This window comes from Cucumibacter marinus DSM 18995 (genome assembly GCF_000429865.1).
GTDB classification, from domain to species: Bacteria; Pseudomonadota; Alphaproteobacteria; order Rhizobiales; family Devosiaceae; genus Cucumibacter; species Cucumibacter marinus.
The window spans coordinates 168,077-192,009 of record NZ_KE386977.1; the positions used below are offsets into that span (position 1 = coordinate 168,077).

At 62.5% G+C, this 23,933-nt stretch carries 19 protein-coding genes; 7 read left to right on the forward strand and 12 right to left on the reverse strand.

Annotated elements, in window-relative coordinates:
• Positions 1-30: 30 nt before the first annotated feature.
• The 3 genes from mmsB to chvE form a co-directional block, all read right to left on the reverse strand.
• Entirely contained in the window at positions 31-1,272 is a 1,242-nt protein-coding gene (gene mmsB / locus G489_RS0111655; RefSeq protein WP_281173316.1) for a multiple monosaccharide ABC transporter permease, read from the reverse strand.
• A gap of 17 nt (positions 1,273-1,289) precedes the next feature.
• Complete coding sequence (gene mmsA / locus G489_RS0111660) at positions 1,290-2,807, reverse strand: multiple monosaccharide ABC transporter ATP-binding protein (protein ID WP_029041677.1); 1,518 nt, start codon at positions 2,805-2,807, stop codon at positions 1,290-1,292.
• Positions 2,808-2,893: 86 nt separating this feature from the next.
• Entirely contained in the window at positions 2,894-3,961 is a 1,068-nt protein-coding gene (gene chvE, locus G489_RS0111665; RefSeq protein WP_029041678.1) for a multiple monosaccharide ABC transporter substrate-binding protein, read from the reverse strand.
• 155 nt (positions 3,962-4,116) lie between these two features.
• On the opposite strand from chvE, the gene G489_RS0111670 reads away from it, so the two are divergent.
• A complete protein-coding gene (locus G489_RS0111670) occupies positions 4,117-5,049 on the forward strand; it encodes a LysR family transcriptional regulator (RefSeq protein WP_035872528.1) in 933 nt (310 codons plus the stop codon).
• A 9-nt stretch (positions 5,050-5,058) separates the two neighbouring features.
• On the opposite strand, the gene G489_RS0111675 is transcribed toward G489_RS0111670, so the two are convergent.
• The 7 genes from G489_RS0111675 to G489_RS0111705 form a co-directional block, all read right to left on the reverse strand.
• On the reverse strand, positions 5,059-5,367 hold the full coding sequence (locus tag G489_RS0111675; protein WP_029041680.1) for a DUF1330 domain-containing protein: 309 nt from the start codon (positions 5,365-5,367) through the stop codon (positions 5,059-5,061).
• A gap of 34 nt (positions 5,368-5,401) precedes the next feature.
• A complete protein-coding gene (locus G489_RS20310; protein WP_162142428.1) occupies positions 5,402-6,448 on the reverse strand; it encodes a pyridoxal phosphate-dependent aminotransferase in 1,047 nt (348 codons plus the stop codon).
• Positions 6,429-7,034: a carboxymuconolactone decarboxylase family protein gene (locus G489_RS0111685; RefSeq protein WP_029041681.1), complete on the reverse strand. Its 606-nt coding sequence runs from the start codon at positions 7,032-7,034 to the stop codon at positions 6,429-6,431. Before G489_RS0111685 ends, G489_RS20310 begins: the two co-directional genes overlap by 20 nt.
• Positions 7,031-8,578: a histidine ammonia-lyase gene (gene hutH, locus G489_RS0111690; RefSeq protein WP_029041682.1), complete on the reverse strand. Its 1,548-nt coding sequence runs from the start codon at positions 8,576-8,578 to the stop codon at positions 7,031-7,033. Before hutH ends, G489_RS0111685 begins: the two co-directional genes overlap by 4 nt.
• Positions 8,579-8,635: 57 nt before the next feature.
• Positions 8,636-9,430 carry an ABC transporter ATP-binding protein gene (locus tag G489_RS0111695; protein ID WP_029041683.1) on the reverse strand — a complete coding sequence of 265 codons (795 nt, stop codon included), beginning with the start codon at positions 9,428-9,430 and terminating at the stop codon, positions 8,636-8,638.
• On the reverse strand, positions 9,427-10,407 hold the full coding sequence (locus G489_RS0111700) for an ABC transporter permease (RefSeq protein ID WP_081691545.1): 981 nt from the start codon (positions 10,405-10,407) through the stop codon (positions 9,427-9,429). Before G489_RS0111700 ends, G489_RS0111695 begins: the two co-directional genes overlap by 4 nt.
• Before the next feature lie 120 nt (positions 10,408-10,527).
• Positions 10,528-11,514 carry an ABC transporter substrate-binding protein gene (locus tag G489_RS0111705; RefSeq protein WP_029041685.1) on the reverse strand — a complete coding sequence of 329 codons (987 nt, stop codon included), beginning with the start codon at positions 11,512-11,514 and terminating at the stop codon, positions 10,528-10,530.
• 158 nt (positions 11,515-11,672) lie between these two features.
• On the opposite strand from G489_RS0111705, the gene G489_RS0111710 reads away from it, so the two are divergent.
• From G489_RS0111710 to G489_RS0111730, 5 genes are all read left to right on the forward strand, one after another.
• Positions 11,673-12,506 carry an IclR family transcriptional regulator gene (locus G489_RS0111710; protein WP_029041686.1) on the forward strand — a complete coding sequence of 278 codons (834 nt, stop codon included), beginning with the start codon at positions 11,673-11,675 and terminating at the stop codon, positions 12,504-12,506.
• Entirely contained in the window at positions 12,503-13,504 is a 1,002-nt protein-coding gene (locus G489_RS0111715) for an NADPH:quinone oxidoreductase family protein (protein WP_051332573.1), read from the forward strand. The genes G489_RS0111710 and G489_RS0111715 overlap by 4 nt, the downstream gene beginning before the upstream one ends.
• On the forward strand, positions 13,497-14,693 hold the full coding sequence (locus G489_RS0111720; RefSeq protein ID WP_035872531.1) for a CaiB/BaiF CoA transferase family protein: 1,197 nt from the start codon (positions 13,497-13,499) through the stop codon (positions 14,691-14,693). The genes G489_RS0111715 and G489_RS0111720 overlap by 8 nt, the downstream gene beginning before the upstream one ends.
• Entirely contained in the window at positions 14,690-16,360 is a 1,671-nt protein-coding gene (gene hutU / locus G489_RS0111725; RefSeq protein ID WP_029041689.1) for a urocanate hydratase, read from the forward strand. Before G489_RS0111720 ends, hutU begins: the two co-directional genes overlap by 4 nt.
• 77 nt (positions 16,361-16,437) lie before the next feature.
• Positions 16,438-19,284: an FAD-binding and (Fe-S)-binding domain-containing protein gene (locus G489_RS0111730; RefSeq protein ID WP_029041690.1), complete on the forward strand. Its 2,847-nt coding sequence runs from the start codon at positions 16,438-16,440 to the stop codon at positions 19,282-19,284.
• 13 nt (positions 19,285-19,297) lie between these two features.
• Here the strand turns inward: G489_RS0111730 and G489_RS0111735 are convergent, their stop codons facing one another.
• Entirely contained in the window at positions 19,298-20,443 is a 1,146-nt protein-coding gene (locus tag G489_RS0111735) for a helix-turn-helix transcriptional regulator (protein ID WP_029041691.1), read from the reverse strand.
• Positions 20,444-21,206: 763 nt separating this feature from the next.
• Here G489_RS0111735 and G489_RS21905 point away from each other — a divergent pair.
• Positions 21,207-21,746 carry a hypothetical protein gene (locus G489_RS21905; protein ID WP_051332574.1) on the forward strand — a complete coding sequence of 180 codons (540 nt, stop codon included), beginning with the start codon at positions 21,207-21,209 and terminating at the stop codon, positions 21,744-21,746.
• 673 nt (positions 21,747-22,419) lie between these two features.
• On the opposite strand, the gene G489_RS0111745 is transcribed toward G489_RS21905, so the two are convergent.
• Entirely contained in the window at positions 22,420-23,745 is a 1,326-nt protein-coding gene (locus tag G489_RS0111745) for a hypothetical protein (protein WP_029041692.1), read from the reverse strand.
• Positions 23,746-23,933 lie beyond the last annotated feature (188 nt).

Sequence of the window (23,933 nt, forward strand, 5' to 3'; positions counted from 1 at the left end):
CCTCGGGTTGGAGGGCGCCGGCGAGGGCTCTTAGCCCTGCTTGCGCTTGTTGTAGACGTCGAACACCACGGCTGCGAGCAGCACCAGGCCCTTGATCATCTGCTGGTAGTCGATGCCGATGCCCATGATCGACATGCCGTTGTTGAGAACCCCCATCAGGAAGGCCCCGACCACGGCACCGATGATGCGACCGACCCCGCCCGACATCGACGCGCCGCCGATGAACACCGCTGCGATGACGTCGAGTTCGAGCGCGAAGCCGGCCTTGGGCGTGGCTGTGTTGAGCCGCGCGGCAAACACGAGGCCGGCAGCGGCGGCGAGGAAGCCCATATTCATGAAGGCAAGGAAGGTCAGCCGCTCGGTCTTGATGCCGGAAAGCTTGGCCGCCTTCTCATTCCCCCCGAGGGCATAGACCCGCCGGCCGATGGTCGTGTTCTGGGTCAGGAACGCATAGACGACAGTCAGGACACCCATGGTGATCAGCACATTGGGCAGGCCGCGGAAGGTCGAAAGCTTGTAGGTGATGAAGATGATGGCGGCGGCAACGATCGCATTGCGGGCGATAAAAAAGCCGCGCGGCTCATCGACGATGCCATAGGCGCGGTTGCGAGCTCGCTGGCGAAGACCGATCCAGACCAGCGAGGCCGCGGCCAGGATCCCGGCGGCGAGCGCCAGCGTGTTGACCTGCCGTTCGGCAAAGATCCCTGCAATCGTCTCCCCGATCACGGGCGGGAAGATGTCCGGCACGAAGCCGTTGGCGATGACCTGGAACTCGCGCGGGAAGGGGCCGACCGACTGACCTTCAAGCAGCCACAAGGAGAGGCCGCGGAACACCAGCATGCCGGCAAGGGTGACGATGAAGGACGGGATTTTCCAGTAAGCGACCCAATAACCCTGCGCCGCCCCGATCAGCGCGCCCGTGATCAGGCACACCACCACGGTCACATACATGGGTTGGTCGAAATGCACCATCATCACCGCCGCCAGGGCGCCGATGAAGCCCATCACCGAGCCGACCGAGAGGTCGATATTGCCCGAGACGATGACCACCAGCATGCCCAGCGCCATAATGATGATGTAGCTGTTCTGCAGGAGGAGGTTGGTGATGTTGACCGCGCGCAGCAGCGTGCCATCCGTCACAACCTGGAAGAACACCATGATCGCGATCAGGGCGAACAGGAGGCCGTATTCGCGAAGGTGCGAAGACAGGTATTCCCTTACGCTTTTGCCCGAATCGGACTGTTTTTCAGCGATGTCATCGCTTTGAGCCAATGCCACCGTTCCTCTCCCTATTCATTGACGATGAGCGACATGATCTTTTCCTGACTGGCCTCGCCGGCGGCGAGTTCGCCCACCAGCGCGCCTTCGTTCATGACGTAGATCCGGTCACACATGCCGATCAGCTCGGGCATTTCCGATGAGATCATGACGACCCCTTTTCCCTCTGCCGCGAGCTCGTTGATGATGGTGTAGATTTCGTATTTCGCCCCCACATCGATGCCGCGCGTCGGCTCATCGAGAATGAGGACCTCGGGGGCCGTGTTCAGCCATTTGGCCAGAACGACCTTTTGCTGGTTTCCGCCCGACAGATTGATCGTCTTCTGGAAAACCGATGGTGTGCGGATGTTCAACGCGTCCCGGTATCGCTCGGCGACCCGGGTTTCTTCATTGCGGTTGAGAATGCCGCCCGAGGACACCCCCTCGAGATGGGCGAGGGTGGTGTTGAATCGGATGGTTTCATCGAGCACCAGTCCGAGCGACTTGCGGTCCTCTGTGACATAGGAGATGCCCGCATGGATCGCCTTGTCGACGCTGCTGACATCGACCGGCTTGCCGCCGAGCTTCACCTCGCCGGAAATGTTGCGGCCATAGCTCTGCCCGAAGATCGACATGGCGAGCTCGGTGCGGCCCGACCCCATGACCCCGGCAATACCGACAACCTCGCCCCGCCGGACAGTGAAACTGGCGTTCTTGATCACCTGCCGTTCCGCGTGTTGGGGATGCCAGGCATTCCAGCCGGAGACCTCCATCAGCACTTCGGCCGGCTTGCGATGGTGTTCGGGGAAGCGGTGGGTCATATCGCGGCCCACCATATCGCGCACGATCCGGTCCTCGCTCAGCCCCTCAGAGGCATCAAGGGTCGAAACGGTCATGCCGTCGCGGATCACGGTCACGGTGTCGGCGACATAGCGCACCTCGCCCAGCTTGTGAGAGATGATGATGCAGGTGACGCCTTGCGCCTTGAGTTCGAGCATCAGGTCCAAAAGCTTGCGGCTGTCATTTTCCTGCAGCGCCGCGGTCGGCTCATCGAGGATGAGCAGCTTCACGTCCTTCGACAGCGCCTTGGCGATCTCGACGAGCTGCTGTTTGCCCACACCGATGGCATCGACCTTGGTCGTCGGCGGTTCCTTGAGACCAACCTTGGCCAGAAGCTCTTCGGTGCGTGTGTTCGTTTCGCGCCAGTCGATCACCCCGCGCTTGGCGCGCTCATTGCCCAGAAAGATGTTCTCGGCAATGGAGAGCTGGGGCACGAGGGCCAGCTCCTGGTGGATGATGATGATGCCGCGCGCCTCGCTGTCCGAGATGTCGCGGAAGGCGATGGGTTCGCCCTCGAAGGTCATTTCACCTTCATAGCTGCCGGTGGGGTAAACGCCGGAAAGAACCTTCATCAGCGTCGATTTGCCGGCGCCGTTCTCCCCGCAAATGGCGTGGATTTCGCCCTGTTTGACCGCGATGCTCACCCGGTCGAGCGCCCGGACCCCGGGAAACTCCTTGGTGATTTCGCGCATTTCGAGAAGCGTTGTCATGACGACGATCCGTTACCGGTCCCGGTTTGGTGTGCTCCTCCCCGCACTATAGCGCAGCGGGGAGGAACAGGCTTTGTCGGGAGGAGTTACTGGATCTGGTCCATGGTGTAGTAGCCGCTGCCAATCAGGATCTCTTCCCAATTGGAGGCATCCACCGACACAGGCTCGAGCAGGTAGGACGGCACAACCTTGACACCATTGTCATAGGTCGAGGTGTCGTTGATTTCCGGCTCGCTGCCTTGGAGCAGCGCATCGACCATGCCCACGGTGACTCGGGCAAGTTCACGGGTGTCCTTGAACACGGTCGAATATTGCTCGCCCGCCAGGATCGACTTGACCGAGGGGACTTCCGCGTCCTGGCCGGTCACGATCGGCATCTTCAGGTCGCCCGAGCCATAACCGACGCCTTTCAGCGAGGACAGAATGCCGATGGACAGCCCGTCATAAGGCGACAGCACACCATGCACGTTCTGGTCGGTGTAATGGGCCGACAGAAGGTTGTCCATGCGGGCCTGGGCCACAGCACCGTCCCAGCGCAGGGTTCCGACTGTGTCCATGCCCATCTGGCCGGAGGCCACATTGATCGAACCATCATCGATCAGCGGCTGCAGCACGCTCATGGCGCCGTCATAGAAGAAGTAGGCATTGTTGTCGTCCGGCGAACCGCCGAACAGTTCGACATTCCAGGTGTCCGCATCGGGGAAGCGCTCCTTGAGGCCTGCCACGAGCGAGCTGGCCTGCTGAACGCCAACCTTGAAATTGTCGAAGGTCGCATAATAGTCGACATTGCCGCTGTCGCGGATCAGGCGGTCATAGGCGATGACGCGGATGCCCGAGGCGGCTGCATTTTCGAGCGCATTCGACAGCGTCGTGCCATCGATTGCGGCGATCACCAGCACATCTACGCCCTTGGTGATCATGTTTTCGATCTGGGCCAGCTGGTTGGGAATGTCGTCTTCGGCATATTGCAGGTCGGTGCCATAACCGGCAGCCTCGAACTGCTCGACCATCGAGTTGCCGTCGGAAATCCAGCGCGCCGAGGATTTGGTCGGCATGGCGATGCCGACGGTGCCTTTTTCCTGCGCCGCAGCGGGCACGGTTGCGAGACCGGCGCCAAGGGCGAGCACGGCCATCAGGGAAACAAGTTTCTTCATGAATTCCTCCCATTGAAGCCGCACCGTCACTTCCGTTCCCTGTGACCGCACGGCAGATAAGGGCCTGAAGGACCCGGCGAGACGTTAGGGGGCGCCGAACATGCCGTTCAATTAATTAAATTGACAATCTGCATATCAGGATTGATATGTCGTCAATGCCCAATCTGGCCAACCGATTGCAGTTGCGCGACTTCCGGCTGATCCAGGCTATTGCCGAGACCGGCCAGCTGGCCCTGGCCGCCGAACGGCTGGCGATTTCCCAGCCCGCAGCATCACGCTTACTCACAGGCATCGAGCGCCAGGTCGGCGTGCCGCTGTTCGACCGGCATCCCAAGGGCATGACCCCGACCAATATCGGGCAAACGCTGGCCCGCAACGCGGCCAACCTGCTGCATGGTTATGATCATGCCATCGCGGAAACCGAGGCCACCATGTCGGGCCGCGCCGGCTCGGTCCGCGTCGGGGCCGTAACCGGCGGGGCGGTGGGTTTTGTCGTGCCCGCGGTTCAGGCGCTCAAGAAGGAGACTTCGGGTGCCGACATCCATATTGATGTCGCGCCCAGCGATATGCTGATCCCGGGTCTGCAGCGTGGCGACTACGAGTTTGTTCTCTCGCGTATCCCGCCGGGGGTCGATGCCCGCCAGTTCGACGTGCGCCGGGGGCGGGTGGAAGTGATCCGCTTTCTGGTGCGCAAGGGACACCCGCTGATCGGCAAGTCGCCCATCAGTCCGCAGGAGCTGGCGCAGTTCGAATGGGTGATCCAGGCGCCGCACACCCCGTTGCGTCAGGCGGTGGACGAGGCGTTCTTCACTTTTGGTGTCGAATTGCCGGGGGAAATCGTCAACACCACCTCGCTTCTGGTGATGATGGCGTACCTCGATTCAACAGACGCGATTGCCCCGGCCAGCCACGAGGTGGCCGACCTTGTCGCACCTGAAGGCGGTGAAAGTCAGCTCGTTGCGCTCGAACTGGCAGATCCGATCATCGTCAATCCCTATCACCTGATATCGATGCGCCATCAGGCTCTGAGCCCGCTGGCCATCAGGCTGCGCGACCTCATCCACAAAGGTCTTTCGGATTTCGGCTGAGAGCGGTGCCTATGCGCCCGGTGCTTGTGCGCCTTCGTCGGGCACCACGATGATATGGGCGTTGGCCGCGGCCCAGCGCTGGTCGCGCAAGGGACGATAGGCTTCCGAATTGTACCAGGCGAGCGCCGCCGACTTGTCTGGAAACTCGAGGATCACAACGCGCTCATAATCCGCTTCACCTTCCAGCGCCTCGAAGCTGCCTGTGCGAGCGAGATATTTTCCACCATGGGCGAACACCGTTTCCGGCGCGCCGGCCATGTAGTCGGCCATCGATTGAGCGTCTTCGATGGTTACCCGCGACACGATATAAGCAGGCATTCTCTCCTCCTTGTGCCCGGGAAACCGGACCTTGTCAGCGTTTCAAAATGTCAGCGATGGCCGCCAGAACGGCGTCATTGTCATCTTCGAGCCCGATGGTGATCCGAAACGCCGGCGTGCCGTCAGCCATGGCAAAGCCCGTCACCAGGATGCCCCGTTGAGCCAGGGCGGTCTTCATGTCGGGCACGGCCGAGGGGCTCGGCATGGCGATGAAATTGGCCGCTGTATCGAAAGGCGTGAGGCCGAGCGCACTCAACCCTCGGGCCAGCCTGTCGCGTTCGCGGGCGATGGCCGCGACATTCGCTTCCATGATTTCGCGATGTTGCAGCGCCGCGATGCCTGCGGCCTGCGCGGCAGCATTGACCGAGAAATTGGGGCGCCTGAGCCGGCAGTGCTCGGCCAGTGCTTCATCGCTGGCAATGCCATAGCCGAGCCGCAACCCCGCCAGCCCGAAGGCCTTGGAGAAGCTGCGCGTCGTCAGCCAGTTGCCCGGACGCTTTTCGAGAAGCGGCAGGGTCTCCGGACCACCGGCTTCGCGCCCGAACTCGTAATAGGCCTCATCGAGATGCAGGAGAATGTGTGCAGGCACACCGGCGATCAGTTTCTCGAGCGCGTCGGCGGAGAGCAGCCCGCCGGTGGGGTTATTGGGGCTCGGCACGCAGACCATCTTCGTCCTGGGCCCGATCGCGGCAAGCACCCCGTCGATATCCGGCACGCCATTGGCCAGCACCGGCACTGTGACGACCTTGAACCCCACATGCCTGGCGACCTTCTGATAGGTCGGGAAGCTGGGGTCCGGCACGACGATCTCATCGTCTGGCCGTAAAACGTCGCCGATCACCGGGATCAGATGTAGGATCTCATTGGTGCCTGCTGAGACGAAGACCCGGCTTTCCGGTGCCCCGGCATAGGCTGCGATTTCGGTTACGAGGGCCGGCCCGAAATCGGAAGGATACCGATTGACCGTCGCTGCCGCCTGGGCGATGGCGGCCTGCACGGGTTCGGGCACCGGAAAGGGGCTTTCATTGAGATGCATCCGCCGCGGCGCGGCGGCACGGGCCTTATCTGTGGGACCAGTCATCGGGGTCGTCCGAATTATTGGGCGAAAGCCCCAGAACATCACCATCCGTATTCACACCCAGCCCGAGCACCGTGCGGTTGGCATAGGAGAAATAGGCCGCCACCTGATTGATTTCGAGGATCTGGCCGTCATCGAACCCGGCCTCGCGGAGCGCATCGATATGCTTGGGGCCGATGGCGGAGGGATCGCGGGTCAGCCAGCGGGCATAATCGAGGGCTGCGGCCTGGCTTTCATCGAAAGCGGTGTCGAACTCACCCGAAACCAGCGCTCGGCGCATATTGTTGGCCCGCAGATCGTCGCCCAGCAGCCGTTTCATCCCGGCGAAATGATGCTCGACGCAATAAGCGCAGGCATTGAGATGGCTGACCAGCACGCCAATGGCTTCGAGGAACCATTTCGGTACGGTGTTGGCCGAATGGTGCAGCACATATTTGTAGATCGCCATGTGGCCATCCATGGTGTGCGGCCTCAGGCTATGCGCCATCATGATATTGTCGACATTGTCGTCCGGCCCCTTCACCCGGTCATAGAGCTGCTTCAGCCGGCCGGTGGCCTCGGCGTAGGGAACGGTCTTGATATAGGTCATGAGGCATCCTGTGGGGCATGAGTGGAGCCGATGGGCGAGGTGACGAGACCGGACAGCGCGCCGTCTCGCACAAGTGTCCGGGCTGTCTCGATATCGGGGGCAAAGAACCGATCCTTGTCAAAGGCCGGGACAGCATCGCGCAGGCGTGTCATGGCGGCTTCGAGCGGGGCTGAGCTTTGCATCGGGCGGTGGAATTCAAGACCCTGCGCCGCGGCCAGCCATTCGATCGCAAGGACCGCCTCGAGATTGCCGGCCATCTGGGTGAGGCGCCGGGCCGCGTAAGTTGCCATCGACACATGGTCTTCCTGATTGGCGGACGTCGGAATGGAATCGACCGAGGAGGGCGTCGCCAGCGCCTTGTTCTCCGAGACCAGCGCAGCAGCGGTCACCTGCGGCATCATGAAACCGGAATTGAGCCCCGAATTGACGATCAGAAAGGGCGGCAGGCCCGACTGGTTGGTGTCGACCAGCAAGGCTTGCCGCCTTTCCGACAGGGAACCGGTTTCAGCAATGGCAAGGGCGATGATATCGGCGGCAAAAGCCACCGGCTGGGCGTGGAAATTTCCACCCGACAGCACGTCACCGTCCTCGGGGAAGATCAGCGGATTGTCCGAGACCGAATTGGCCTCGTTTTCAAGGATTTGCGCCGCATGGGTGAGCTGGTCGAGGCATGCGCCCATGACCTGGGGCTGGCATCTGAGGCAATAGGGGTCCTGCACCCGGGTACATTCGCGATGGCTTTCACGGATCGTCGAACCGGCCATCAGGGCCCTGAGCGCACCGGCTACCGCGATCTGGCCAGGCTGGCGGCGAATGGCCGAGATCCGAGCATCGAACGGGGTGTCGGAACCCTTGGCGGCGTCGGTGGTCAACGCGCCGGCCACCAGCGATGTGCGCAAAAGGTCCTCGGCGAGGAACAGCCCCTTGAGCGCCAGCGCCGTCGAGACCTGGGTGCCGTTGATCAGCGCCACGCCTTCCTTCGCCGCGAGTTCGAACGGCGGGATGCCGGCGCGCGACAGCGCCTCGGCTGCATCGAGCGTTTCGCCATCGAGTCGGGCCTTGCCGATCCCCATCATCCCGGCAGCCATGTGAGACAGCGGGGCGAGATCACCCGAAGCACCGACCGAGCCTTTCTCGGGGATGACCGGGGTCACCCCGGCTTCGATCATCTTCATCAGTGTGTCGACAACCACCCAGCGCACCCCGGAATGGCCTTGCGCCAGCGAGGCGGCCTTGAGCGCCATCACGAGACGCACGACATCGTCGGGCAACGGGTCGCCCGTGCCGACCGAATGCGAGGCAATGAGATTGCGCTGCAGGGTGACGAGATCGGCGGGGTCGATGCGGACCGAGGCCAGTTTGCCGAACCCGGTATTGACCGCATACATCACGCGGCCATCCTCGATCATACCTTCAAGCGCCGTGCGGCAGGTCTCGACCGCCTCGCGCGCGCCGTCTGCCAGGACAACCGGCGCGCCCTCAAAGACACGCTGCCAGTCTGCAAGGCCGGTTTCACCGGGCGCAATGATTACGGTATCGCTCATAAGATCCTCGACAACGGGGAGAAACGCGGGCGGCGGAGAGAGCCGTCCGCGCGGTCCTCAGGACAGCAACAGGCTGTCGTCGGCGAGTTCTTCGCCCTGGGTCTTCTGGAACAGATCGAGCAGGTCCTTGACTTCCATGCCCTCGCGTTCCGAGCCGGCCACATCGAAGATGATCCGCCCGCGGTGGAACATGATCGTTCGCTCGCCCGTATCGAGGGCCTGCGCCATCGAATGGGTCACCATCAGCGCCGTCAGCCCGAGGCTTTCGACGATCTCCTTGGTGAGCGAAAGCACGAAGTCGGCTGTCTTGGGGTCGAGCGCTGCGGTGTGCTCGTCAAGCAGCAGGATGCGGGATTCGCCCGTCGTCGCCATCAATAGCGAAACCGCCTGACGCTGGCCGCCCGAAAGCAGGCCGACCTTGTCATCGAGCCGGTTTTCGAGCCCGAGCCCGAGCACCTTGAGCCGCTCGGCGGTGGCCTCGCGCATCGAGCGGTCGATCGCCGACCCGAAGCCGCGCGGCTTGGTGCGGCCATGGGCGAGGGCGAAGTTCTCGATGATCGTCAGGTCTTCGCAGGTGCCCATTTTGGGATCCTGGAAGACGCGGGAAACAAGCTTTGCGCGCTTGTGAACCGGCCATCTGGTGACATCGGTTTCGTGCAGCTTGACCGAGCCCTGCTCGGTGGGCGCGAGGCCTGCCAGCACGTTGAGGGCGGTGGATTTGCCGGCCCCGTTCGACCCGATCACGGTGAGGAATTCGCCCTTGGGCACCGACAGGGTGACCCCGCGCAGGGCCTCGGTCTCGAGTGGCGTACCCTTGTTGAAGGTGACGTGAATGTCGTTGAGTTCGATCATTTCTTGTCTCCCTCGCTCTTGTCTCCCTCACTCTTGGCGCCCTTGCGGCGCGACCGTCCGAAAGACGAGCCCGAATACTGGGCGATCAGCGCCAGCGCGACGATGATGGCGGTGACGAGCTGCACGTCGGAGGCCTGCAGGCCGAGTTGGTCGGCATTGAGGGCCAGTGCCACGGCGGCGCGATAGAGGATCGCCCCGATCACACAGGCGATGGTGGCGATCAGGATGGTGCGCGAGGGAATGAGGCTCATGCCGACGATCACCGAGGCGAGCCCGACAATGATCACCCCGATGCCCATATAGGCGTCGGCGGCACCGAAGATCTGGGCGAACAGCGCGCCCGCGAGGGCGGTCAGGGCATTGGCCAGCCCCACGCCCATCAGCCGCTGGCGGCCAACATTGATGCCATTGGCCTCCGCCATGGCCGGGTTGGCGCCGGCAGCCCGCATCGAAATGCCATTGCCCGTGTTGAGGAACCAGTTGACCGCCGCCAAGACCGCAACGATCACGAGGCCCAGGAAGATCGGGTTGAGCCAGATGCCGGGCAGGGGCACGAAGTCGAGCGTGTCGAAAACGGTGTCGACGCGCAGCAGCGGCTTGTTCGGCCCACCCATGATTCGAAGGTTGATCGAATAAAGCGCGATGGCGACCAGGATACCGGCAAGGATGTGCAGGATCTTGAACTGGACATTGAGGAGCGCGGTCACGAATCCGGCACCAAAGCCGACAATCGCGGCGCACACCGTGGCCAGCCAGGGGTTCATGCCGAGCCCGACCATCAGGCTCGCGGCAACGGCCGCGCCCAGCGGAAAACTGCCTTCGACCGTGAGGTCGGGAAAATCGAGAATGCGGAAGGTGAGATAGGCGCCGAGCGCGACCAGACCGAAGATGAAGCCGGTTTCGAACGTGCCGCCCAACTCGTAGGGAGAGAGGGGGAACCAGCCGAAGAACCAGGCAAAGAAGCTATCGAGAGACATTGAAGTGTTCGCCATTTCCGGTGGGCATGAGTGCCGGGATGATGGAGCAGGGGCGAGGCACCAGCGCGATTGGCCGGTGCACCGCGCCCGGAGTGTGCCCAGGCGCGGCGAAAGTTGCGATTATTCGATGACCGAGGTTGCCCGGTCGATCACCGACTGCGGCACGGTCACGCCCATCTCGGCAGCGGCGTCGAGATTGATGAGGACGTTGAAGTCGGTAAGGACTTCATAGCCGATCACCGCGTCGATCTCGCCGGGGTTCTCGCCATTGAGGATGCGCGCGGCCATTTCGCCCGCGATCCGGCCAATGCCGACATAGTCAAGTCCGACCGAGCCGATCACGCCACGTTCCACGGCGCCGGTTTCACCGGCAAACACCGGCGTGTCAGTGTCCTGTGCGATCTTCACGATCGCTTCGAGTGCGGCCACGATGGTGGTGTCGTTCGGCACATAGATCGCATCGACTTCGCCGATCAGCTTCTGTGTCGCCAGCACCACCTCATTGGTCGTGGGCGAGGGGCTTTCGACCACGGTGATGCCGCGAGCTTCCGCCTCTTCCTTGATCCAGCCCAGGGTCGCGAGCGCATTGTCGAGCCCCGGATTGTAGATGAAGCCGATGGTCTTCATGTCCGGCAGGATTTCCTGGAACAGGTCCATCTGCTGCTTGATCGGTGCCGCATCGGACACGCCGGTGACATTCCCGCCGGGCTGCTTGTATTGCGGGATCAGGCTCGCCTTGATCGGGTCGGTCACGGTCGCGAACACCACCGGAATGGTGTCAGTCGCCCCGATAATGGCCTGCGAGGTCGGGGTGGTGATCGGAATGATCACGGCCGGATCGTCACCAATGAATTTCTTCGCGATCTGCTGCTGGGTCGGCATGTTGCCGTTGGCGTTCTGGTAATCGATGGTGATGTTCTCCCCATCGACGAAGCCGGCATCTGCCAGCCCTTCAATGATGCCGCGCTTGGTGTCGAGCAGAGCCGGCACCTCGACAATGGTCGAAATCGCGACGTGCTTCATGTCCTGCGCCTGGACCGCGGAGACAGCGCCAAGGCTGCCGGCGGTCGCAAGGAGGGCGAAGCCCAGACGGGTAATCGAGTTCATGTTCTTTCTCCCTGTGCGCGCCTTTGCGGCGCTGTGAACCGTCATTTGCGGTGCACCCGGGCTGGCCATCTCTCCATCTTCAAAGACCCTTGACGGAGACCCGGTCAGTCCGGATAGTAGCTCCTACATTGTAGGACACTATGCCACATTATGAGAACATGACCACCGAGCTTGTCAATACCGAGAATGATCCTGCGCTGCGCGGCGTTGGCCTCCTGCACAAGGCGATGACCGTGCTTGAGCTGTTCTCGGCCGAACGCCCGACCTGGACCCAGGGCGAAATCGTGCGGGCAGCGGATCTGCCGCGCTCGACCGTCAGCCGGTTGGTGAGATATTTCGTGTCCCGCGGCTATCTCACCCTCAATGAACGCACCGCCCGATACTCGCTTGGCTTTGCAGCCATCGAGCTCGGGCGGCGGGCGCAGCTGCAGTTTGACCTGTCGGCCATCGCCATGGATGTGGTTGAGGATCTTGCCCGCCGCACCAGGGAAACGGTGATGCTCACCGGCTTCAATCCCGCGGCGTTGGAGGTTGTCTGCCTCGACCAGATTCCCGCCCAGCATGGCGGCCTGCGCGTCTATGAGAATATCGGCGCCACCTTCCCGCTCTATTCGGGCGCCTCGGCCAAGCCCGTGCTCGCCCATTTGCCCGACACCATGGCCCAGCGGGTGATCGATGCGCCGATGCCCCCGATCAATCCTGCTGTGCCCATGCGCCCGGCGGCGCTGGTCGAGGATCTCGATGCGATTCGGGCTCGCGGTTATGCCACATCGCGGGAAGAAACCTATCCCGGTGTGGCCGGTGTCGGTGCCGCCATTCTCGATCCCGGCGGATTTCCGCTTGGTTCGATCGCCATTGCCGCCCCCATCCAGCGCATGGGCGAAGAGGCCATGGCCGGCTACGGCACCATGGTTGCCGAGGCGGTCAAGCGCCTGACCGAAAGACTGACCGGCGAGAACGCCGACGCCATCGACCGGGAGGCGCGGGCGTGAGTGAAACGACGATCACGCGTTGGCAGTCCGACAAACCGGGTCGCGATGCGATCGGGCTCGTGACGGTGCAAGCGCCGACGCCTGGACCGGGCGAATTGCTGGTGGGCGTGAAGGCTGCAGCGCTCAACTTCTCGGACCTCTTAATGCTCGAGGACAAATACCAGGTGCGCCCGCCGCGCCCCTTCACGCCGGGGCAGGAGATTGCCGGTGAAGTGATCGCTGCAGGCGAAGGAACCGGCTTCAGAACCGGCGACCGCATCGCCGCCAAGGTCGATTGGGGCGGGTTCGCTGAAGAGGCCATTGTGCGCGCCGATATGGCGCTGAGGCTGCCTGCCGATATCGGTTTCGTCACAGGCGCGGCGATCCCGGTCTCTTTCACTACCGCCATGGTCGCGCTGACCGAATGCACAAGGCTAAAGCCCGGCGAACATATCGTCATCCATGCGGCCGCCGGCGGCGTGGGGCTGGCGGCGGTTCAGCTTGCCAAATCCATGGGTGCTGTCGTGATCGGCACTGCCGGTTCTGAGGAAAAGCGCGATCTGGTGCGTGCCAGCGGGGCGGACTACTGCCTCGATTACCGCGATGAGGGCTGGCTCGACGAACTCTTCGCCATTACCGGGCCCGACCGGGCTCAGGTTGTGCTCGACCCGGTGGGGGGCGAGACGACGCTGCAAAGCCTCAGAGCCCTCGGACTCGATGGCCGGCTGCTGATTGTCGGCTTTGCCTCGGGCACCATTCCGCAAATCCCGGCCCATCGTCTGCTGCTGCGGCGCATCGCAGCGATCGGGGTCTATTGGAACCACGACAAGGACGCCGCCATGCTGCGCCGCGTGGCCCAGCGGATTACCGATGGGCTCGAGGCCGGCACCATCAAACCGGTTGTCGAAACCCGGGCGGGGCTCACCGCGCTCCCCGCCGCGCTCGACGATCTCGCCAATCGCCGCTCCCGCGGCAAACTCGTTCTCGATCTGACGGCAAGGGAGGCTGCGCATGGCTGATCGCAACCTGCTTGAAGGTGTCCGCATTCTCGATCTGACGCGCGTGATGTCGGGACCCTATTGCACGGCCATGCTGGGCGATCTCGGCGCCGAGATCACCAAGATCGAGATGCCTGGTTTTGGCGAGGAAGGCCGCCATTTCGCGCCTTACAAAGAGGGCGAGAGCACCTATTTCATGCTGCTCAATCGCGGCAAGCGCTCGATTGCGATCGACCTCAAATCGGAAGAAGGCGTGGCGCTTGTCAAAAAGCTCGCCCGCGACAGCGATGTGGTGGTCGAGAATTTCCGCCCCGGCGTCGCGAAAAGGCTGGGTCTCGACCATGAGACGTTGCGCGCAGAGAACCCCAAGCTGATCTACGCCTCGATTTCCGGCTTCGGCCAGGACGGGCCCTACGCCAAGTGGCCGGCTTTCGACCTTGTCATTCAGGCGATGAGCGGATTGATGTCGATCACCGGCGAGCCCGAGGGCCGCGCCAACGCCGTGGGCGAGAGCATCGCCGATGTCGCCACCGGCATGTTCGCGAGCTGGGGCATTCTGGCTGCCCTGTTCGACCGCGAAAAGACCGGCGAAGGGCGCTATCTCGAAGTCGCCATGCTCGATGCGGTCTTTTCGATGCTGCTGACGGGGCTCAGCCGGGAGATGTTCACCGACAAGCCGGTGCGCCGGGTCGGCAATCGCCACCCCGAGACCTATCCGGTCGACAGTTTCGCCACCCGCGACGGCGATGTGGTGCTGGTCGGGTTCACCGACCGCATCTTTGCCGGTATCTGCGCTGCCATCGGGCGGCCCGAACTGGCTCAAGACCCGCGCTTCATCGACAATCAGGCGCGCAACGACCACGAAAACGAACTGCGTGGGATCATCGCCGACTGGGCCAAGGCCCAAACCCGTGCCGAGGCTGTCGAAGCCCTGCAACAGGCCGGCGTGCCTGCCGGACCGGTCTGGTCGCTCGGCGATGTGTTGGCCTCCGACCACAGCGCTGCGCGCGGCCTCGTTGCTTCGGGCACCAATGCGGTGCTGGGCGACATTCCCCTCATCCCCCAACCGGTGCATTTCGCCGGCGCGCCAAGGCCCCACGGCCAGCGCGCACCCACCCTTGGCGAAGACACCGATGCCGTGCTGGCCGAAAGACTGGGTCTGACGGCAGACGACATCGCGTCCCTGCGCGAAAAAAAGGTAATTGCATGAGTAACAGATCCAATACCCGCACTGTCCGGTCGCCGACCGGTTCGGACCTGAATGCACAGTCCTGGGCGACCGAAGCGCCCATGCGGCTCCTCATGAACAATCTCGATCCCGACGTGGCCGAACGTCCGGGCGAACTCGTCGTCTATGGCGGCATTGGCCGCGCCGCCCGCAACTGGGAGAGCTTCGACAAGATCGTCGAGGTTCTCAAAAAACTCACTGACGAGCAGACGCTTCTGGTGCAGTCCGGCAAGCCTGTCGGTGTCTTCCCCACCCACAAGGGTGCCCCTCGCGTGATCATCGCCAACGGCAATCTCGTGCCCAAATGGGCCGACTGGACGAATTTCAATGCCCTGGAGCGGCGCGGCCTGATGATGTATGGCCAGATGACTGCCGGGTCCTGGATCTACATCGGGTCCCAGGGGATCGTGCAGGGCACCTATGAAACCTTCTCCGAGATCGGTCGCCGGCATTTTGGCGGCAAGCTGGGCGGGCACTGGATCCTGACGGCGGGCCTTGGCGGGATGGGCGGCGCCCAGCCGCTCGCCGCAACCATGGCCGGCGCGTCGATCCTGGCGGTGGAGTGCGATCCCGACCGCATCGCTTTCCGCCAGCGCACGGGCTATCTCGACCTCTCCGCCCGCACCCTCGACGAGGCGCTGGAGATCATCGCCGAGGCGACAAGGAATCGCCGCGCGGTCTCGGTGGGCCTGTTGGGCAATGCCGCCGAAATCTTTCCCGAAATCGAGGCGCGCGGACTGGTGCCCGATGTGGTGACCGACCAGACCTCGGCCCATGACCCGGTCAATGGATATCTGCCGGCAGGCTGGTCCGTCCGAGAATGGGAAGAGCGGCGCGAGACCGATCCCGAAGGGGTCGCCGAGGCTGCCAAGCGTTCCATGGCGACCGAGGTTCGCGCCATTCTCGATTTCAAGGAGAAAGGCTCGATCGTCCTCGACTACGGCAACAATATCCGCGCCATGGCCAAGGAAAAGGGCGTCAAGGACGCCTTCTCCTATCCCGGCTTCGTCGAGGCCTATGTCCGGCCCCTGTTCTGCACCGGCAAGGGGCCCTTCCGCTGGGTGGCGCTTTCGGGCGACCCCGAGGACATCTACAAGACCGATGCCAAGGTCCGCGAACTGATCCCCGACGATCCCTATCTGCACAACTGGCTCGACAAGGCGCGCGAACACATCCGCTTCCAGGGCCTGCCCGCCCGCATCTGCTGGATCGGACTGGGGTTGCGTGACAAGATTGGCCTCGCCTTTAATGAGATGGTCGCCAATGGCGAGCTTTCCGCACCCGTCGTCATCGGTCGTGACCATATGGATTCGGGTTCTGTCGCCAGCCCCAATCGCGAGACCGAAGGCATGGCCGACGGCTCGGATGCGGTCTCCGACTGGCCGATCCTCAACGCCATGCTCAACTCCGCATGCGGCGCGACCTGGGTCTCCTTCCATCACGGGGGCGGGGTCGGTATGGGTTACTCTCAGCACTCGGGCATCGCGCTCATCGCCGACGGGTCCCCTGAAGCGGCCGAAAAGATCGGCCGCGTGCTGTGGAACGACCCGGCGACAGGCGTCATGCGCCATGCCGATGCGGGATATGAAACGGCCATCGACTGCGCCCGTGAGAACGGGCTGTGGTTGCCCATGCTCGACGGCGCGTGAGCCGCGATCAGGCGAATCGACCTGACTTTGGTGAGCGTGCTAAAGAGGGGAGGTCCAACTCCCTTTCGGCCCTTTTTATGCTCGATCCCACACCCCCGGCCAAGCGCTTCGCTGCCCTCGCGCAGCAGGCCCGGCCACAGATGCGGCTCCATACCGACGCCTTCACGCGTTTTGCCTATTCCGCCGATGCGAGCTTTTTCCGGCTGGTGCCGGCGGCCATCGCCTTCGTCAATGACGAGGACGATGTGCGCGCCGCTTTGACCGCGGCGCGGGACGCCGGATTGCCGGTCACGTTCAGGGCTGCAGGGACATCGTTATCGGGCCAGGCCGTGACCGAAGGCGTGCTGGCGGTGCTGGGCGATGGCTGGCGCCATTGGCGGATAGACGATGAGCGCGGCGAGCAAATTACGCTCGGGCCGGGCATGATCGTCGCCGAGGTCAATCGGCATCTTGCGCCCTATCACCGGCGGCTGGGCCCGGACCCGGCCAGCCAGGCAAGCTGCAAGATCGGCGGCGTTGTCGCCAATAATTCCTCCGGCATGTGCTGCGGGGTTGCCCAGAACACCTATCACACCATGAGCCGGCTCAAACTGGTGCTGGCAGACGGCAAGACGCTTGATTCCGGCGATCCCGCCTCGCGCGCAGCCTTCGCTTCATCGCGCGCGGACCTGCTGGAAGGGCTCGATGCCCTGGCCGCCAAGGTCAAGGCCGACAAGGTGCTGACCGATCTGATCCGGCGTAAATACGCGATCAAGAACACCGTCGGATATGCGCTGAACGCCCTGGTCGATTTCACCGACCCCATCGACATTCTGACCCATCTGGTCGTGGGCTCCGAGGGCACGCTCGGCTTCGTTTCGGAAGTCACCTATGAGACCGTCCCCGATTACCCCCACAAGGCCACGGCGCTGATTGTGTTCCCCGATGCGCATAGCGCGGCCACGGGGGTGATGGCGCTTGAAAGGCTGGGTGTCGCGGCCGCCGAATTCATGGAGCGGTTGGCGCTGCGCGCGGTCGAGGCCAAGCCGGCCATGGCCCCGTTCCGCCCGGTGCTGACCGACACCTCGCCCGCCGTGCTGGTCGAGATCGTGGCCGAGAGCGCCGAGGCGCTGGATATTGCGATCGCCGGCGCCGGAGAAACGCTCGATGGTCTGGGGGAGGGGGCACCGCTTTCCGGGGTCGAATTCAGCCGCGACGCCGAAGTCCAGGCCGCGTTGTGGGACGTCCGCAAGGGTCTGATCCCGGCTGCCGGTGGCATGCGGCCCGCCGGCACATCGATGCTGACCGAAGACGTGGCGGTGCCCATCGACCGGCTCGCCGATGCGGTGGGCGATCTGCGTGCCCTGCTGGACCGGCATGGCTATACCGAAGCGATCATCTTCGGCCACGCGCTTGCGGGAAACCTGCATTTCCAGATGGCCGAGGACTTTTCCCGGCCCGGTGCTGCCGAAACCTTCGATGCCTTCAACAATGACCTCGCCCAGATGGTCTCGGTCGATTACGCCGGTTCGCTCAAGGCCGAGCACGGCACGGGACGCGCGATCTCGGCCTTTGTCGAGAAGGAGTGGGGCGAGGCGGCCTATCAGGTGATGCGCCGCATCAAGGATCTGTTCGATCCAGAAGACCTGCTTAACCCGGGCGTCCTTTTGAACAGCGACGCCAAAGCGCATGCCCACGATCTCAAACCCATGCCGGTCACCGATACGGCCATGGATCTTTGCATTGAATGCGGGTTCTGCGAGCCGGCCTGTCCTTCGGCAGGACTGACCCTGTCACCGCGCCAGCGCATTGTGCTGGCCCGCGAAATCGAGCGGCTCGAACGCACGGGCGACGATCCGGTCCGGCTGGCGGACTTTGAGCGCAATTATGCCTATGCCGGTCTCGATACCTGCGCCGCCTGCAATCTGTGCGCGCTGCGTTGCCCGGTCGGCATTGAGACCGGCACAAACATGATCGCCAAGCGGGGGGAGGTTCATTCCGGCTTTGCGAACGGTGTTGCCAACACCCTGTCTGGCCACACCGGCATCGTGGAATCGGGGTTGAAGCTTGGTCTGGGTGCTGCTGCGGCGGCGCGGTCGGTGTTGGGCGACGACCTCGTCGACAGCCTCAACAAGACAGCCCGCAAGGTCAGTGGCAACCGGCTGCCCATGACCAGCCCTTCCGTGCGGCCTGGCCCCGGCCGGCCCAGGCGCGGCCGCAAGCGGGCCCCAGGCGCGCCGCGAGGCCGCATCGTCTATTTCCCGTCCTGCCCGTCGCGCATGTTTGCCGAACCGCGAACGCCTGACGATCTGTTGCCATTGCCCGAGGCCATGGCGGCCCTGCTTCGCCGCGCCGGTTTTGACGTGGTCCTCCCGGAAAAGAGCGGGCTGTGCTGTGGCCGTGCCTTTTCCTCTCAGGGCTATGCTGACGCCGCGGAGAACGTGCGGACCCGTTGGTACAGCGAAATGCGCGCCCTTTCACGCGATGGCGAATTGCCGATCGTGGCGGACACCTCGTCGTGTGTCGTCGGCTCGGCGAAGCAGGAGGGGTTGCCCCTCGACCTTGCCGACAGTGCCGAGTTTCTCGCCGCACAGGTTCTGCCGCATCTGGAGATCACCGCCCGCCTGCCGGTTCTGGCTGTGCATCACAATTGCTCGGCGCAGCGCATGGGCGAGCAAAAGGCAACCGAAGCGGTGGCCCGTGCCTGCGCGGATGACATCGCGGTTCTGACTTCGGTGACGTGTTGCGGCTATGCCGGCGATCGCGGCATGGTGGTGCCTGAACTCAACACCCACGCGCTGCGCTTCGCCGGTCAGGACCTGCCGACAGGGTGCACGCGCGGGGTGACGACGGTGACCACATGCGGTATCGGGCTCACCGATCATCTCGGCATTCCCTTTGTGCATCTGGCAAGCCAGCTCGAATGGGCGAGCCGCCCGCGTTGATCCGGTTCGGGAACTAGAGGCTCGAGAGCGACAGCCGGCTCAACAGCAGCAGCAATTCGCTTTGCCGGCGAGTGCCGGTCTTGCGCATGACGCCGACAAGCTGGTTGCGGACGGTCTGCTTGGAGACCTCGCGCTCCTTGGCAAAATCCCCAAGCGTGGCGCCGCTCAGCAGTGCCTCAGCCAGATTGGCCTCGGCATCGGTAAATCCGAAAAGCCGCCACAGCATGTCGCTCGAGATGACCGCGTCGTCGTGATCGTGATGCAGCGCCAGGATGACAAGCGGGCCGGTGCCCAGCACCGCGTCATGCAATCCGCCGGCATGCGCTTCGGAATCGGCACGGCGGGCAATGGCAAAACTGCGGCCCCCGGACGGCTCGGAAAGCTGCAACGCGGCGCTGACCGGACGTTTCGAACCGGCGGCTCTGCTGATGAGCTGCCGCAGGGCATCGTCGCCTTCCTGTTCGCAGATCCGCAGTGAATTATCCGCCGTCAAAAAGTAGTTGCTGGCCGATATCGAACGGGCAGGACCGTTCGCATACTGAATGCGCATATCCTCGGTCAGGGTGAAAACGGCGAAAGGCAAGGTTTCGACGAGGTCCTCAAGCGGTCCCGGCCGGTCGCTGCGGTGCCGCCGGACGATCTCGAAGGCGCGGGCAAAATGCGCAGTCGCTTCCGAGAGCAGACGTGTTGCCCGGTCGCGCAACTCAGGGTTGGCCTGGGAATCGAAACGGATATCGATGGTCAACTGGCGCGATCCCTCGCGCAGGATTACGGCGCCGACGCCGGCATCAAAGCGTCCCTGCTTGCCGAGCCAGTCCTTGTAGAAGGCCGAAGCAGCGAGTTCGGCCCGCTCGAGTATCTGCTCGTCCTGATAGACTTGGCAGACCGGCATTTCTGCCTGCGCGTCGTGCCAGGGGTTCTGCGCTGAATAAGTGCTCATATAAGCGGGGATCGCCTGGCTGGCCAAACCGCGATGGGCGAAAGCCAGATTGCGGCCGCTTGCAAGATCGTCGCCCGAGACCATGACAAGGCATTCCGGGCAGGTGGCCGACAATGTATCGAGAATTGAGTCCCAGCTCGCCCGGCCCAATGCCAGGTCGTAGATGCTTCCGATCAGGGCATTGTGACTGCCCACAAAGCTGCTCAGATTGATACCCATGCCTGTCAACTCCTCCCGCCGGACACATGCCGGCCGGTACTTGATCTGCCCCCTGTCTGAAAACCAAAACACCGCCCTGTCAGGCAGACGCCGTCCACGGATCCGGCATTCGCTGGGCTGTCATCCATGAATAGTCCGAATGGACTAGCCGGATGAACATGCCCGCAGCTGAACTTTTGTTCTTTTTCCCGACATGCTGCGTGCGCGCCGATCCACGATTAACAAAATACTAATTGATCGGCGCCGAAGCAATGTAAACCGTTGGAATTCAGGGCCTTGATTGCGCGTAAGGTTAACTCGCAGGTCCTTGTGATGTGGTGCTGACTGCCGCCTATTCGCGCTAGTGACAAGTAAAACCACGTATCTTTGGCTTTTTGCATTTCACCCGGACGCGCAAGGCGCGCGAAACGGCGCTGGCGCCGAATTTTGACTCAGCGCCGGATGACGTCCTCGGGAAAGGCGGAGCAGCGATGGTGCGTATATACCGGAATATGTCGCAAATTCCGTTTTGCTGTGATGCAAATGGATCGGCAAGCACCATAATCAGCAACTACATTAGTTAATGTCACTCAATTGTTGGTCAATGGGTGGAAAATTCAATTATGTTAGAGCTGTGTATGGTTAATGCTTTATTAATTCGCGCTGTTGACAACAATAAACCTACACATATTCATTTGCCGCTTTGCTTAAATAATATTTCCCTAAGCACTGGAAGGACGTGTTGTTTCTTCCTCGAGACAAGTCATTGTGCACGGGGAGTATCATGTACAAGAAAGTTTTCGTCGCTGCGGTTGCAGCAACTGCCATCGCCTTCGCTGCCGCGCCTGCCCAGGCCGGCATGTGGAACTACGCCAAGATCTACCAGGGCGGTCACGGCCATCAGGTCGCCGGTATCGATCAGGAGCACGCTTACAAGAGCAGCTCGGTTATCCGTCAGCACGGCAAGAAGCAGATCGCTGGCAGCTTCCAGGCTGGCGTCCACAACCGCCAGTACACCAGCCAGAAAGGCTACAAGCAGATCACCGGTACGGCTCAGCTCGGCCACGGCAACAGCGCCCGCACCAAGCAGAAGGGTGCGTTCCAGGCTGCTGGCACTCTGCAGCTCGGCCACAAGAACTCGTCTGACATCCATCAGCACGGCAAGTTCCAGGCTGCTGGTGTCGTTCAGGCTGGTAGCCACAACGACGCCGAAGTAACCCAGCATGGCCATGAGCAGCTCGCCATTGTGGTTCAGGACGGTCATGGCAACACTGCCGGCATCAGCCAGAACGGCCATGAGCAGGTTGCGATCATCAAGCAGTAAGTACTGCCGACCTCTAGGTCCTGAGGGCGCCTCCGGGCGCCCTTTTTTGTGTCTCCTCCCTCCCAGTGGCGACCGGAAGAGGTCTGCCTCGTGCGGGCGGGCTGGTCGGGACGGCACAATGGGTTGAGCACCAGATCATCAACTCCTTCCGTCACCAGCCGACTTGTTCGGGTGGTCCATCTGGCCACCTCACATGGATCAACCGGACGCTTTTTGCCTCGCGCCGGCGGGCTGAACCGGTTGATGACGAAGGAGAGTGTGGCAGCGCACCAGCTCGAGGCTCAAACCTCATCATGAGTATCCTGAGCTTGTCGAAGGGCAAAGGATGGGCCACTTAGGTTTGCCGTGCCCAAGCCGACCGCCCACGCCCTTCGACAAGCTCAGGGTGAGGGCTTGGGAAGTGTTGCAGGGAGCGATCCCTCTCCCCGGGGGAAGAGGTGGGCGCCGCGCCCAAGAGAGGGCACTCCTTGCCCCGCGCCGGTGGCTTGGTCGGGAATGGCACGAAGGGCAGAGGAGTGAGTTGACCAATTAATCGATGTCTTTCCCGCGGAGGCGGGAGTCTGTGTGGATCGATTCTTTGGGGTTAGGTAGCGATGCGGCCTATTGCGTCCACAAACACAAAAACGCCGGGCACGTGGGGCCCGGCGCATAAGTCATCAACGGGTACTGTCGATCAGAACTGGCCGGTCCAGGACACGGTACCCGACACATTGAACATTTCGCCGAAGCTGAGCATCGGCGTGTCGCTGGTTTCGGGGCCGGTGTAGTCGGCATCGTCAGTGGTGCCGCCGAAGTTCGAGCCAAGATAGCTGCGAGTCAAAGTCGGGACGCTCGAAAGATACTCACCGCCCAGACCGAAGCTGATCTGGCGGTTTTCAGCCGTCGGCTTGGTCCAAACTGCCTGACCGCGCAGGGCATAGGCAATGCCGCTGTCGCTGTCGGTGAGCGTGGTCGAGTTTGTCACCGTCTGATCGCCTTCGACCAGCGCGGGAACCCCGCCCGAAAGCGTGTAGCTCTGCATGCCTTCGAAGTCCGTCATCCGATTGTAGACGCCGACTTCACCCCCGAAAGAGAAGGTGTTGCCATCCTCGCTTGCAGCGACATAGCTGATGCCTGCCGCACCGCCGAGATAGTGCGAAGTCATCACTTCGTTGGTGGACTGCGTGTAGTCTGCAAAGGTTGTATCGGGCGGGACATCCGTCTCAAGCATGTTGATCATGATGTCGGAGGTGTAATCCTGTTTCAGGTAACGGTAGCTCGGCCCGACATAACCCTGGATATTGCCTTCGCCAGCCCGGGCAATACTCAAGTCGATCCCGCCATAAACGACGGTAGAATCGAGTGAGGAAGTAATCTCAACGCCCGTCAGGTCGCCGGTCGCGAGGAATACGCCGCCTTCGGTCGACGCAATCGCACCGAATGCAAACGCGAGGTCGTCAATGTCGGCGGGGTCGTTAAAGGTACCGCCACCAAACAGTGTGAATGCACTCCCTGATTGATTGGCGCCCCAACCGTCCTGAGCACCGCTGCCAGCGTTATCCAGATCTGAGCTGCCGTCGCCACCTGTGCCCGAAATAACTGCGTCCGAAGTCACGGTGCCGCCACCCGTGTAGCTCGCATTCACCTCAATCGTGCCGGTGGGGGTGGTGTAGCCCGGCAGGAAAAGGGTGCCTTGACCATCAAGCGTCACATTCATCGTGGAATTGCCGACGCCAATGGCCATGAAACCGGACTTGCCCAGGAGGGTGCGGCCATCATCACTAAGCGGGGTTGCCCAGCTGCCTGCCAGCACGCCGCCAAAAAGCATGACCTGATGGGTTGCTTCGACACCGCCGACACCGTCGGTGATCACGCCTGGCGCCTCATAGTCCGGCATCAGGAACCCTATGCCGCCTACAGTGAAACCGGCGCTATATCCCGAACCGTCCTGTGCCACCGCAGCGGTGCTGCACATCAGACCGGCGACAAGACCGCCGATGACTGCTCCGTGAAGTCTCATGAACCACCCCTCATAGACCAAATCCCGACCTGTCCCTCAGGTAGGATATTATGGTTAACGTCTCGTTAGTCGAAAGTTGGCGTGATTCACAAACAAAGTCTAGGTCGATGTGGTGTGGTCGGATTACTTGAGAGGCCCGGATTGCAAGGGGTTGGCCGCAAGAATTGCTTGCGCTTCGCGGGTAAGCG

What these genes read in the sequence shown, in the direction of transcription:
- G489_RS21905 (WP_051332574.1), top strand. Translation starts at nt 21,207, where the DNA reads ATGTACAAGAAAGTTTTCGTCGCTGCGGTTGCAGCAACTGCCATCGCC.
- chvE (WP_029041678.1), bottom strand. Translation starts at nt 3,961, where the DNA reads ATGAAGAAACTTGTTTCCCTGATGGCCGTGCTCGCCCTTGGCGCCGGT.
- hutU (WP_029041689.1), top strand. Translation starts at nt 14,690, where the DNA reads ATGAGTAACAGATCCAATACCCGCACTGTCCGGTCGCCGACCGGTTCG.
- G489_RS0111735 (WP_029041691.1), bottom strand. Translation starts at nt 20,443, where the DNA reads ATGGGTATCAATCTGAGCAGCTTTGTGGGCAGTCACAATGCCCTGATC.
- G489_RS20310 (WP_162142428.1), bottom strand. Translation starts at nt 6,448, where the DNA reads ATGACTGGTCCCACAGATAAGGCCCGTGCCGCCGCGCCGCGGCGGATG.
- G489_RS0111700 (WP_081691545.1), bottom strand. Translation starts at nt 10,407, where the DNA reads ATGTCTCTCGATAGCTTCTTTGCCTGGTTCTTCGGCTGGTTCCCCCTC.
- G489_RS0111710 (WP_029041686.1), top strand. Translation starts at nt 11,673, where the DNA reads ATGACCACCGAGCTTGTCAATACCGAGAATGATCCTGCGCTGCGCGGC.
- G489_RS0111720 (WP_035872531.1), top strand. Translation starts at nt 13,497, where the DNA reads ATGGCTGATCGCAACCTGCTTGAAGGTGTCCGCATTCTCGATCTGACG.
- hutH (WP_029041682.1), bottom strand. Translation starts at nt 8,578, where the DNA reads ATGAGCGATACCGTAATCATTGCGCCCGGTGAAACCGGCCTTGCAGAC.
- G489_RS0111675 (WP_029041680.1), bottom strand. Translation starts at nt 5,367, where the DNA reads ATGCCTGCTTATATCGTGTCGCGGGTAACCATCGAAGACGCTCAATCG.
- G489_RS0111730 (WP_029041690.1), top strand. Translation starts at nt 16,438, where the DNA reads ATGCTCGATCCCACACCCCCGGCCAAGCGCTTCGCTGCCCTCGCGCAG.
- G489_RS0111745 (WP_029041692.1), bottom strand. Translation starts at nt 23,745, where the DNA reads ATGAGACTTCACGGAGCAGTCATCGGCGGTCTTGTCGCCGGTCTGATG.
- G489_RS0111685 (WP_029041681.1), bottom strand. Translation starts at nt 7,034, where the DNA reads ATGACCTATATCAAGACCGTTCCCTACGCCGAGGCCACCGGCCGGCTG.
- G489_RS0111695 (WP_029041683.1), bottom strand. Translation starts at nt 9,430, where the DNA reads ATGATCGAACTCAACGACATTCACGTCACCTTCAACAAGGGTACGCCA.
- G489_RS0111670 (WP_035872528.1), top strand. Translation starts at nt 4,117, where the DNA reads ATGCCCAATCTGGCCAACCGATTGCAGTTGCGCGACTTCCGGCTGATC.
- mmsA (WP_029041677.1), bottom strand. Translation starts at nt 2,807, where the DNA reads ATGACAACGCTTCTCGAAATGCGCGAAATCACCAAGGAGTTTCCCGGG.
- G489_RS0111705 (WP_029041685.1), bottom strand. Translation starts at nt 11,514, where the DNA reads ATGAACTCGATTACCCGTCTGGGCTTCGCCCTCCTTGCGACCGCCGGC.